9 protein-coding genes are annotated in these 12,362 nt (G+C 35.5%); 2 read left to right on the top strand and 7 right to left on the bottom strand.

Going from position 1 to position 12,362, the window contains the following annotated elements:
- The first annotated feature begins 10 nt into the window (after positions 1 to 10).
- Positions 11 to 979 (top strand): succinylglutamate desuccinylase/aspartoacylase family protein, encoded by a 969-nt coding sequence (locus tag LBU54_RS02660; protein ID WP_224525386.1) that lies wholly within the window; start codon positions 11 to 13, stop codon positions 977 to 979.
- Positions 976 to 1,542, top strand: a complete 567-nt coding sequence (locus LBU54_RS02655) for a 5-formyltetrahydrofolate cyclo-ligase (RefSeq protein WP_224525383.1) — start codon at positions 976 to 978, stop codon at positions 1,540 to 1,542. Before LBU54_RS02660 ends, LBU54_RS02655 begins: the two co-directional genes overlap by 4 nt.
- A 12-nt stretch (positions 1,543 to 1,554) precedes the next feature.
- On the opposite strand, the gene LBU54_RS02650 is transcribed toward LBU54_RS02655, so the two are convergent.
- The 7 genes from LBU54_RS02650 to LBU54_RS02620 all read right to left on the bottom strand — a co-directional run bounded on the left by LBU54_RS02650 (position 1,555) and on the right by LBU54_RS02620 (position 12,224).
- Positions 1,555 to 2,559, bottom strand: a complete 1,005-nt coding sequence (locus LBU54_RS02650; protein ID WP_224525381.1) for a cellulase family glycosylhydrolase — start codon at positions 2,557 to 2,559, stop codon at positions 1,555 to 1,557.
- A gap of 9 nt (positions 2,560 to 2,568) precedes the next feature.
- The gene (locus LBU54_RS02645) at positions 2,569 to 3,198 is read right to left on the bottom strand and encodes a lipoprotein signal peptidase (protein WP_224525379.1); all 630 of its coding nucleotides are present in this window, start codon (positions 3,196 to 3,198) and stop codon (positions 2,569 to 2,571) included.
- A gap of 25 nt (positions 3,199 to 3,223) precedes the next feature.
- Positions 3,224 to 3,874 (bottom strand): DUF4097 family beta strand repeat-containing protein, encoded by a 651-nt coding sequence (locus LBU54_RS02640; RefSeq protein WP_224525377.1) that lies wholly within the window; start codon positions 3,872 to 3,874, stop codon positions 3,224 to 3,226.
- 42 nt (positions 3,875 to 3,916) lie between these two features.
- On the bottom strand, positions 3,917 to 4,300 hold the full coding sequence (locus LBU54_RS02635; RefSeq protein WP_224525364.1) for a TraR/DksA family transcriptional regulator: 384 nt from the start codon (positions 4,298 to 4,300) through the stop codon (positions 3,917 to 3,919).
- A 5-nt stretch (positions 4,301 to 4,305) separates the two neighbouring features.
- Positions 4,306 to 7,710 (bottom strand): isoleucine--tRNA ligase, encoded by a 3,405-nt coding sequence (ileS, locus tag LBU54_RS02630; protein WP_224525361.1) that lies wholly within the window; start codon positions 7,708 to 7,710, stop codon positions 4,306 to 4,308.
- 189 nt (positions 7,711 to 7,899) lie between these two features.
- A complete protein-coding gene (locus LBU54_RS02625) occupies positions 7,900 to 8,472 on the bottom strand; it encodes a Crp/Fnr family transcriptional regulator (protein ID WP_224525357.1) in 573 nt (190 codons plus the stop codon).
- A gap of 140 nt (positions 8,473 to 8,612) precedes the next feature.
- Positions 8,613 to 12,224 (bottom strand): LamG-like jellyroll fold domain-containing protein, encoded by a 3,612-nt coding sequence (locus LBU54_RS02620; RefSeq protein ID WP_224525354.1) that lies wholly within the window; start codon positions 12,222 to 12,224, stop codon positions 8,613 to 8,615.
- Between the last annotated feature and the right edge of the window lie 138 nt (positions 12,225 to 12,362).

Below are 12,362 nucleotides of genomic sequence, written 5' to 3'. Positions count from 1 at the left end.
GAATATAATTATGAGCGATAAAGAAGTACTTGAAATTTTAGGTGTCAAAGTTGGACTAGGAAAAAGCGCTAAGGTAAGCTTCAATGTTGCCAAACTACACACGCAGAATAAAATTGACGTACCTGTAATTATTGAGCGATCTAAAAAACCAGGTCCTACTGTGTTAATTACTGCAGGAATACATGGTGACGAAATAAATGGTGTTGAAATTGTAAGGCAAGTAATTGCTAAAGGAATAAATAAACCCAAAAAAGGGACAATAATATGTATTCCTGTAATTAATGTTTTTGGTTTTATTCATATGGATCGTGAGTTTCCGGACGGCCGTGACTTAAATAGGGTTTTCCCAGGTGGCAAAAGTGGTTCATTAGCAAGTAGAGTTGCCAATAAGCTCATGACAGAAATTGTACCACATGCCGATTTAATTCTAGATTTTCATACAGGTGGTGCAGACCGATTTAATGCGGCTCAAATTAGGATTGTAAAAAACGAAGTGGTTCTAGATGAACTCGCTGAAATTTTTGGTGCACCTATTATTTTTTATACAAAAAACCTCAATAAATCTTTCAGAAATAGTTGTTACAAACTTGGTATACCCATGTTGTTGTTTGAAGGAGGCAAATCCTTTAACATTGACAAAACCGTTACAAATACTGGAGTTAACGGCATAAAGCGTGTGTTAAATCATCTTGAAATGCTTAATAGCAAGTTTAAAGTATCTAACCCGAAAAAAAATGCGATTAAAATATTAGATAGCAAATGGATTAGAGCAAGTCATTCCGGAATGTTTAAATCTAGAGTTTCAGTAAACACATTTGTTAAAAAGAACGATCTGCTTGGCCACATTACTGATCCTTATGGTAGTTTTAATCAATTTGTAAAAGCGCCTAGCGATGGTTATATTTTTAATGTAAACGAGTCGCCTATCATATACCAAGGTGATGCTATTTTTCATATTTCTACAAAAATTGAATCTTGACAAAGCAAGAACTACGAAAAAAATACAAACAACTACGTCAAAACCTCACAAAAAATGAAATAGAGGAAAAGAGTCTTGCAATTGCTAACCAACTTTTAGAATCAGCTATATGGGATTACTCCTTTTATCATATTTTTCTTCCTATTGAAGAACAAAACGAAATTAATACAGAATATATTTTGAATATTCTTGCTGGAAAGGATAAGAATATTATTGTTTCTAAAAGCAATTTTAGTGACATTTCAATGTCTCACTTTCTTCTAACTGATAACACGAGATTTAAAAAAAATAAATACAATATACCTGAACCCATCAGTGGGATTTCAATTGAAAGTAAATCAATAGATGTGGTGTTTATTCCTCTACTAGCTTACGACGTGATGGGAAACCGTATTGGATATGGCAAAGGTTTTTACGATAGGTTTTTGGCAAGTTGCAAACCGGAAATCATAAAAATTGGATTATCCCTTTTTAATCCCGAAAAAGAAATAATAAACACAACAATAGAAGATATAACATTAGATTATTGTGTTACACCAAATTCTATTTACAAATTTGAGTAAATGATAAAGCATCTATCGCGCTCTAAGGGCAATCTCATTGTACAAACTTCCCCAATTGTTGTTATTATAGTTATTCGGCAAGCCTTCGGCAGTCAATAATGCGTCTTGGTCTGACTCATCATATTTCCATAACCATGCTGCAAATGACATATTATGTGCATGAATAACATTTAAAAAGTATTGCGGATTCATTAAAACACCACTATTAACAGGAGCAACTTCTCCAAAAAAGACAGGCACATTCAGTTCAATTAAAGCATTTATGCGCACATTGATATTATTTGGAGTATCTAAAAGCCATTTCTCATAGGCATGTATATCATAAAGCACATTCTTTTTATTGACCAAAAAATTTGCTCCAGAATGTAAAAGCACACTTTCGTCCTGGCCTTGCTCTGCACAAGGAATCAATATAATATTATCGTTGCCAGTAGATCTTACGACAGTATAAAGCTCGTTCATTGTAGATTTCCAAATACTATCCGTATAGCCATCTGACCTGTCGTAGATAAATGGTTCGTTCCAAACTTCTATCCACACATCGGATTGATCTTTGAAATGAGTAGACCATAATTCTAATTTCAATTTAAAATCGCTCCAAAAGGCTGTTTCTGTTGGAAACTTTCCCGTTAAAAGTTTTTCTTCTGTACCATCCCAGCCGAATGGTGTAAGAATTGTAACCAAATTATTTGACCTGTTATCATCTACAATTGATTGCAAAGAATACAAAAATTGGCCATTAGAATCTTGAATGGGTGACCCTACAATCGGATTTTCATTCATATTCCCTATAAATTCGCGTGAAATATTAAGGTTCCAAGAAACCATATCTGCACTGCCGACAGCAAAGGAATGAAGCGCATTTGCTCCAACAAATTGAATTGGTTCCTTGTTATATAAAATTGATTTACCGTGTATTTTATAGGAATTATTAGTCGTATTAATATCATTGCTCGTACATGAAGACAATACAAGTAAAAGAATGCAAAAATAAATTAGACCGTATTTTTTGTGCATAATTACCAACTAAGCATTTACCTTTTCTGTAAATGCTTTTTTGTTAAACACTATCAATATACCGATTCCTGAGCTAATTGCAATATCTGCAATGTTAAAAACTGGATCAAAAAATGAAAAGTACTTACCTCCAAAAAACGGTAGCCATTCTGGCAAAACACCACTCCAAATAGGAAAGTGTAGCATATCAACAACCTTTCCGTGCATCACAGTTGCATACCCGCCTTCTTCAGGTAAAAATTTAGCTACTTCCATAGTACTATCACTAAAAAGAATTCCATAAAAAACAGAGTCTACAATATTACCAAGGGCGCCAGCAAAGATGATTGCTATAGCATAGGTTAGTATTTTTGATTTCCTTTTTTTTACAACATCTATCAACCAAAACGCTATGCCTGTAACAGCTCCAATTCGAAATAAGGTTAAAAAAAGCTTTGCATTTCTATCTGAGATTACAGAAATAAAATCACTTATTTTAGTACCCCAAGCCATCCCATCGTTTTCTACAAATGCGATTTTAAACCAAGAAAAGATAGGAACATCTTCATTTAAAATAAAATTGGTTTTGATATATATTTTACTGGCTTGATCAACAAGTAAAATGAGAATGATAACGAATAGTGCTTTTCTACTTGTCATAGGCTAAGATTTGTAATTGTACATATCATTGAGATTGCCTTACATTGATATTACCTTTTATAGATTTTAAATTCAACTTGGACCTAAATATTTTAAAAGGGAATAAAGTAATTTTACCCTTATTAGACTGAGCGTATATTTCTGCATTATCTGTTGTCACAATTATATCACCATTAATCGTCTGGATAATACCTTCCTTTACTTGCCCAGACAGATTGCAAAACCCTTCTTCTAACCTAACATTAACAGAATCAAAATTTCCTTTAAGTTTTATATTAGCAATATCACTGACAATACTAAGATTAATGTTTTCCGGTATATCAAGAATTAATTTAACTGCAACTACTTTATGGGCATTTCTTTTATCATCATTAATAATTGTGTATTGGTATTGCTCCAATTTAAGTTCTAAGCTAGCTCCATTGATGTTGCTTATTACTTGAAACATATTTTCATATTCTCCGTCTACAACGGATTTGCACGAAATGTAATTTGTGTTTGATGTTGTAATATCGATGTCAAAAATTTGATTACCATCAATACTTATTGTAGATATGGTTTCTGCATCTATATTTTTAATCACAGTATTCTGTCCCAATGACATATTCACAAATAGAAACACAAAAAAAGCCTTGAAATAGATTTTCCAAGGCTTTGTAATTTTTTTTCTATCCAAAATACGATTGCATTAGAGACTAGGTCTCATAGTAAACAGAATTTATTTCTGCATGTTTTTTGCTTCAATACTAAGCGTAGCATGAGGCACCAATTTTAATCGCTCTTTTTTGATTAGCTTTCCTGTTACACGGCAAACACCATACGTTTTGTTCTCAATGCGTATCATCGCATTTTTTAAATCTCGAATAAACTTCTCCTGACGAATAGCCAAGGCTGAATTAGCCTCCTTACTCATCGTTGCGCTTCCTTCTTCAAAAGCCTTAAAAGTCGGTGATGTATCGTCAGTACCATTATCATGATCGTTCATATAAGCACTTTTTATAAGCTCCAAATCGTGCTCTGCCTTATTTATTTTTTCTTGAATCAATACTCTGAATTCCTCTAAGTCTTTGTCTGAGTATCTGTTTGTAGTTTCTGCTGCCATATGTATTAATGTTTTTGAATAAACAATTTGGTATTTACATCATCAAAAGCAATTTCTATACCATTGTTTACTGTTTCTTTTATTTGTAATTCTTCTGTTAGTGTTTCTGTTTTAATATATGCTTCATTAGATGCTATAGCCTCGAGAATATTGTCGTCCTTTTGAAGTTGCACGACTATTCTGTCCGTAACTTCAAATCCAGAATCTTTTCTCAAATTTTGAATTCTATTTACTAACTCTCTTGCTATACCCTCTCTCCTTAGTTCATCGCTTACGGTTACATCTAGAGCAACTGTTAATGAACCTTCGTTTGCAACTAACCATCCTTCTATATCCTGAGAGGTTATCTCAACATCATCTAATCCTAATGTAACGTTTTTTCCGTTAATATCGAGCTCAATAGAACCATTCTGTTCTATTTTTTTAATGTCGTCAGAAGTTAGTTTAGCTATTTCACTCGTTATCAATTTCATATCCCTTCCAAATCTTGGACCCAAAACTTTAAAATTAGGTTTAATTTGTTTCACAAGAATATCAGATGCATCTTCTAAAAGTTCTATTTCTTTAATATTAACTTCATGTTTAATTAAATTTGAAACAGCTTCTATTTCTTGCTTTTGTGCTTTGGTATCTACAGGAATCATAATCTTTTGAAGCGGTTGTCTTACTTTAATCTTCTCTTTAGCCCGTAACGATAAAACCAATGATGATATTGTTTGAGCATTTTCCATTTTTCGCTCAAGTATTTTATCTACAGCTTCTTTATTTGCTTTTGGAAACTCGGCTAAATGAACACTCTCATAAGACTCCTTATTAGTCACAGAATTTAGATCTAGATACAAACGATCCATAAAGAAAGGTGCAATTGGAGCTCCCAACTTTGCAATTGTATTCATACAAGTATAAAGTGTTTGGTATGCCGATATTTTATCTGTTTGGTAATCACCTTTCCAAAAACGTCTTCTGCTTAATCTAACATACCAATTACTTAAATAATCTTGTGTAAAGTCCGAAATTGCTCGTGCTGCTTTGGTTGGCTCATAGTCATCATAGTAACTGTCTACCTTTTCAATTAAAGTGTTTAATTCTGAAATAATCCATCGATCTAATTCTGGCCTTTCTTCTAAAGGTATATCCGCTTCATTATAATTAAAGTTGTCTAAATTGGTATATAAACTAAAAAATGAATACGTATTGTATAATGTCCCAAAGAATTTACGCTTAACTTCTTCTATACCATCTAAATCAAACTTTAAGTTATCCCAAGGGTTGGCATTGCTTATCATATACCAACGTGTAGCATCTGCTCCGTGAGTAGCAAGTGTTTCAAAAGGATCTACAGCATTCCCTAAACGCTTAGACATTTTCTGTCCGTTCTTATCTAAAACCAATCCATTGGAGACTACATTCTTATAGGCTACAGAATTAAATACCATTGTAGCAATAGCATGTAGCGTGTAAAACCATCCGCGTGTTTGGTCAACTCCCTCTGCGATGAAATCTGAAGGAAATGCTTCGTTCTTATCAATTAGATCTTTGTTTTCAAATGGATAATGCCATTGTGCATAAGGCATAGAACCAGAATCGAACCATACGTCTATCAGATCACTTTCGCGTTTCATTAATTGTCCTGAAGGTGATACCAAAACAATTTTATCTACAATATTTTTATGAAGGTCTATTTTTTCGTAGTTCTCATCAGACATATTACCGACTTCAAACTCTGCAAAAATATCTTCAGACATTACACCAGCTTCTACAGCTTTTACCATTTCAGCTTTTAACTCTTTAACTGAACCGATGCATAATTGTTCCTTTCCATCTTCCGTTCTCCAAATTGGCAAGGGAATTCCCCAAAAGCGGGAACGCGATAAATTCCAGTCGTTAGCATTAGCCAACCAATTTCCAAAACGACCTGTTCCAGTTGATTTTGGCTTCCAATTAATAGTATCGTTAAGCGCTACCATTTGTTCTTTTACCTCCGTCACCTTGATAAACCATGAATCTAATGGGTAGTATAAAATTGGTTTATCAGTTCTCCAGCAATTTGGGTAGCTGTGCTTATATTTTTCAACCTTAAAGGCTTTGTTCTCAATTTTTAACTTAATAGCAAGTTCTACGTCAACAGACCTCTCAGGTGCTTCACCATCTTCATAATATTCATTTTTTACGTATTTCCCTGCAAATTCTTCCATTTCTGGTCTGAAACGCCCTTGTAAATCCACAAGTGGCACTAAATTGTCATTATTATCTTTTACCAGTAATGGTGGTACTTCTGGTGTTGCTTGTTTAGCTACCAAAGCATCATCTGCACCAAAGGTAGGAGCCGTGTGTACAATACCTGTACCATCCTCAGTGGTAACAAAGTCTCCAGATATTACTCTAAACGCATTTTCAGGATTGTCGTTTGGTAGTGCATAATTTAATAATTGCTCATACTTTATACCAACTAGGTCTTTACCCTTAAATTCCTTTATAACGTAGTACGGTATCTTTTTGTCGTCTTTTATATAGTCAAGTAACTCTGGTTTAGTTTCAACCCTGTTAAATTTAGCGTCAAACTGATAGTTTACCAACCCCTTTGCTAATATTACATTAATTGGTTGATAGGTATACTGATTATACGTTTCAATCAAAACATAATCTATTTTAGGGCCAACCGTTAGTGCGGTATTACTTGGTAGCGTCCATGGTGTGGTTGTCCAAGCTAAAAAGTAAACATCTCCTTCCTCCTTAAGAAAATCGGGTAAAGTTTCTTGTATTGCTTTAAATTGTGCCACAACCGTAGTATCCGTAACATCTTGATACGTTCCTGGTTGATTGAGCTCATGCGAACTTAAACCTGTGCCTGCTTTTGGCGAATAGGGTTGAATGGTATAGCCCTTATACAATAAATTTTTATCAAAAATCTGTTTGAGTAACCACCATACACTTTCCATATACTTGGACTTGTAGGTAATATATGGGTCATCCATATCTACCCAATAACCCATTTTTTTTGTGAGGTCATTCCAAATATCTGTGTAACGCATAACAGCTTTTCTACAAGCTTCGTTGTATTCTTCGATGGAAATTTTTGTGCCAATATCCTCTTTGGTAATGCCTAATTCTTTCTCAACACCAAGCTCTATTGGCAAACCATGTGTATCCCAGCCTGCCTTTCGCTTAACCTGATACCCATTCATAGTCTTATAACGCGGAAAAATGTCTTTAATAGCACGTGCCAAGACGTGATGAACACCTGGTAAGCCATTCGCTGAAGGTGGGCCTTCAAAAAACACAAAGGGTTTCTTACCTTCCCTAGTCGTTACGCTTTTTTCAAAAATATTATTGGCATCCCAATAATTACTAATTTCTAGTGCAACTTTCGGTAAGTCAAGTCCTTTATATTCAGTGAACTTTTTACTCATTCTATCAAATTTCTTTAGGAATCGCGAAATTAAGAATTTCTCTTTAAAGGATTGATTTTTAAATAAAAAAAAGCAAACCTTATTGGTTTGCTTTTTCTTGTTAGGGTAATTAATTAATCTTGTTGGTAAAAAATTAATCTAAAACAAAGTTAGGAGGAATAATTCAACTATAAATTAACATATGTTAAATTACTTTAATGCTTTTCTTATCCGGCTTAATTGAACAGGTGAAACATTTAGATACGACGCTATTTGATATTGTGGTATCAGTTTCTCGATGTTTGGTATACGTCTTTTTAAATCTAAATAGCGATCTGTAGCATTTAAAGCAACAAGATGCAACTGCTTTTGTTCATATATAATGAATACATACTCCAATACCCTATTGTACAAATTACTAATGTCAATGTTGTGTTTTGAAATTTCAATAAACTCGTGAAAATTAATTTCAAAAATCAAAGAGTCAACCAAAGCTTCATAGCAATATGTTGAAGGTCTATCATTTATGAGAGAGGAAAGTGCTCCAACGAAACTAATCGGAGTAAAGAGGTTTTTAGTTATTTCTTTACCAGATTCCAAAGTACTATATGCACGCATTAATCCCTTGGACAAAAAAGCCACTTTATTACTTTTCCCTCCTTGTTCCACCAGTTTCTCTCCAGCATTAAGACTCCGAATTAAAGCAATATTCTTTAGGATCTTGTAAGTATCTTCAGAAACATGGAATTTTGATTTTAGATAATCAAAGTTAGGGTCACCCATGATTCAATGATTCAATGATTCAAAATTTAAATTACTCTAATATTCTAAATATTTTCCAAGAGATACAAATTATACCCTTTAATATGTAATTTATTTAGACGAATTGTGCAATTAAGTGAGTATCACTGATATACTATTGGCTATTTTACAATGATTTTTTTTGCCACACTAAAACCATCAGCCGTTATTAACTGTACAATGTATGTCCCAGCAACCAGCCCATGCATATCATATTCGCCGTAAGATCCCGGGTAGGGATTGTTGTTGCTATAAACCGTCTTACCCAATATGTCTATCACACTAATATTTGATACTTCAGCACTATTAGGGTTAAGTACAACAATCTTCTTCCGGCCCATAGCGTAGTAAAGCTTAAGTTCCTCTATTTTATGCTCTGTCTGTGAAAGTGTTTCAGATTGTTGCGAAAACACCACCTCGAACCTGTCCGCAAACTCGCCCGACTCGGAAGTAAACTCGTAAGGCTGTTCGCTGTTTCTTAGGTCATAATATGTACCTGTCAGGTTGTCCCTCAAATATAGTTCCTGGTCCTCTCCGATATTTTCCATTTCGGTCAACCTTATTGCGTAGTTGTAGTTACCGGAAGCTGTGAGTTTTAAAGGTACGGATTTATCTTCCGATATCGCACTGTAGGCCTGTATGGTCATTAGTTCATCGTTAAAGACAAGGTTAAGATCGTCGTTCCCCTCATCCGTATTCTTGGCCTCGTAACCGTAGTCGAAATCCTCCGTGGTAAAGTTGCTGAAACCTAGCAATAATTCACGTCTCGTGTCGGGACCGTCCACCGAAGTAAACTCTAAACGTATGGTTTGCATAAGTTCCTCTTCATTTTGTGACTTCCCTCCTGTTACTCCATTTTTGAAAAAAATCGAACCGTTGTTGTAAGTACCGTCATGGTCTGATTCTTTAATGAAAAGCCTTTGTCCATTGTTAAACCTTACCTGACCGTCCGCTATTACTTCTACCATGAAGCCCTGACCAACTGGTAGATAGCGTGATGGCTTCTTCGTTCCGTCCTGGCTGCCGTTGTTGGCGCCCTCGAGACCCACAAACTGGTAGGCCCTTACCGAGCCCGTCTTGTTAACCTGGGCATAACCACCATTGTACTCGTTAAGAATATGCGAACTGCCGCTCCACTGCTGCCAAAGTTGGATCGTACCATCAATGACACCTACGTTGTCGTCAATAAATTGGTGAAGGTCCAATGCCGACGGATAGGGATTGCCCATCAAATAATCGGTCTTTGATACAGCAGGTACAGAACCGCTTCCACCTGTATCGGTAACGTCAATGACGATTGTACCGTTGTTGGGCTTGCCCTCGAAAAGGTACTGTTGCTCGGTGCCCGCAATACCGGTTCCCTTCTGGGTGTAGCCAACTCCCGTAGGAAGCGGCGTGTTAGCGTCCATAGAGCCCCAGTCGTTGTAGGTCACACCGTTTATGTAGGTGTACAACCAGAAAACACTGATTTTACCCATTTCCTGCAAAGCCCCGGTAAACTCAAAGCTCGTGCCGTCTGGCTTCCTGAGCATACCGAGGTTGTAAGTACCGTTGTTCGGGTTGTTGCCCGTGGCGTTGTTGTCCGCCAACGGTGTTGCGCCTAGGCTGCCCACAGGCGAGCCCCAGTAGTTGTAACAGTAATGGCTTGAAGTACCTTCTTGTCGTCTTTTAATTTTACCGTCTGATGATGTTACCAAATCACTTCTTGAGCCTTGGATAAGTTGTGAATCACCCATAAGATCTAATGTGCCGTTAAGCTCTAGATAATAGGTGTTCTCAATTTTATAGTCTCCGTTTACAACCAGTTCAGCACCTGAATCAATGATAAGACCAAGATTTGTGTGAGAGCTTGATGTGGTGACATTATCTTTAATCTTAACTATACTCCAATCTTTATTACTAGAAATATCCTCAATATCCCAAACATTACCATGAGCCCAAGTACCTTCAGCACTCCAATCTCCATCATTGACAGTCTCATATGGCATGGGTGCCGTCTGTTGTTGCATGGAAGTAATATTGTGAAGTTTTGTTAACCTATCACTTTGAGAGAAATCAGTTGTTCTCTCATAAGAAATAATGTCTGTCATTGGATAATAAGCTAACAAAGAACTCCATGAAATTTTTTGAGAATCCATATCGTCTTCAATGGCTTTAGGCACTGATTTTCCTTGTACATTCCCAGACCCTTCTTCAATCTCTTGATATACCATTTGCTGAATTTGCGAATCAGTAAGAGCTTTATCAAAAACTCTTACTTCATCAATATCTCCTTTAAAGTATTGTCGGTTAGCGATTACGGCAGATGTTCGACCTACTTCAAAATTTCCATTAGCTGTACCACTGCTTTGAATTACAGCTCCACTACCACCAACACTTCCTGAGTTAACTAATTCCCCATCTATATAGAGATTCAATTTACCCGTTGCACTCGTATAGGTCCCTGAAATATGATGCCATTCATCAAAATTTATTGCACTAGTTGAAATGGTAGCTGGCGAATTACCAACAGTAGATATAGTAAAAGAAGGCACATTACCACTTTGCAACCATAATTTACATCCTGTATCCTCACCACCAATCGTCATATTACTTGTATTACCTGAGTCTGATTTAACCCAAGCCATTATAGAAACCTGATTTTGACCATTTATAAATTCTGGTGTAGATAAATAATCATCTATCCCGTCAAAATCAAGTCTAGATTCTACTAAAAAAGGATTAATTTCAATATTAGCTCCACAGTTTTCCAAAATCAAATCTGTTGAAGATGGAATGGTAACATCTAAAAGTACATCGATATCTTCCGTACAAGATCCACAGCTCGAATCAAAACCTCCACCATCATCAACATCATAAAACATATGACCTGTTATACCGCCACCACTTGCTAATGCCGAATTTGTTCTTACTATTAAAACCGAATTAATGTCATCACCAATAATATTATCATTACTTAAATTTATATCATTGACCAACATGGTTCCATAATTATAGAAAGTTGCTGTCCCAAATGATAAATTACCATCCAACACAAACAATCCATTGTTTGTATAATCAGAATTTAATGACATATCACCTTGTACGTAAAGCGAACAATTATTAACCAAGGCACTAGATCCTCCAGAGGATAATGATCCAACAACTTCCAAAATCCCGCAATTGGCAAACTCACTAGCTACACTTGCATTATTTTGAACTTTAACTTTACTTCCATTAAAGTTTATAAATGTTGCATTACCGCCCATTTGTAACTCATCACCTATATTAAAAACGCCATTATTAAATATCGTTGAGGAACCCGATGGATTAAATGTACCAGGCACACTTACTTCTCCAGTGTCATAAACATAAACTGTTGCATTTTGAAAAGATGGATTGATTGGAAATGACAAGGTCCCTTCAGCATAAACTGTTGCACCATTTATACTCGAAATATTACCAGAATAGGTTACACCAGAAGCGACATATAGGTTTCCTTTAAAACCGGAAGAAGCTAACGTATCGTTATTATCTGCTAAGATACATACAGTATCAGAACTGTTGACAGTAGAGGGTGGACTAATAGGATTACCAACACTATCAAACCAACCAGAAGAAGTATAGGTATATGTACATGAAGGAACAGACGGTGGATTAAATGAGTATGACTCGCACGTTTGTGCTTCAATTTTTTGCGTTATAATTTGCTGTAAAAGTATAGCAACAAATAGGAACAGTAAATTTGGTTTCATAATTAATAACTGTTTGGGACATTATAATTATGTACTCAAATTTTTCTTTAGAACAGGATCTAATTAAGAAGATTAATCCAAATGAGGGAAATAAAAGGAGGGATAGAGCTAATCACTAATACAATAGTAAGCTAAAAC

This window comes from Winogradskyella alexanderae, from assembly GCF_020166335.1.
Classification (GTDB): Bacteria; Bacteroidota; Bacteroidia; order Flavobacteriales; family Flavobacteriaceae; genus Winogradskyella; species Winogradskyella alexanderae.
Note: the sequence above shows the minus strand (reverse complement) of the source record. Positions and strands in the feature narration are given on the sequence as shown.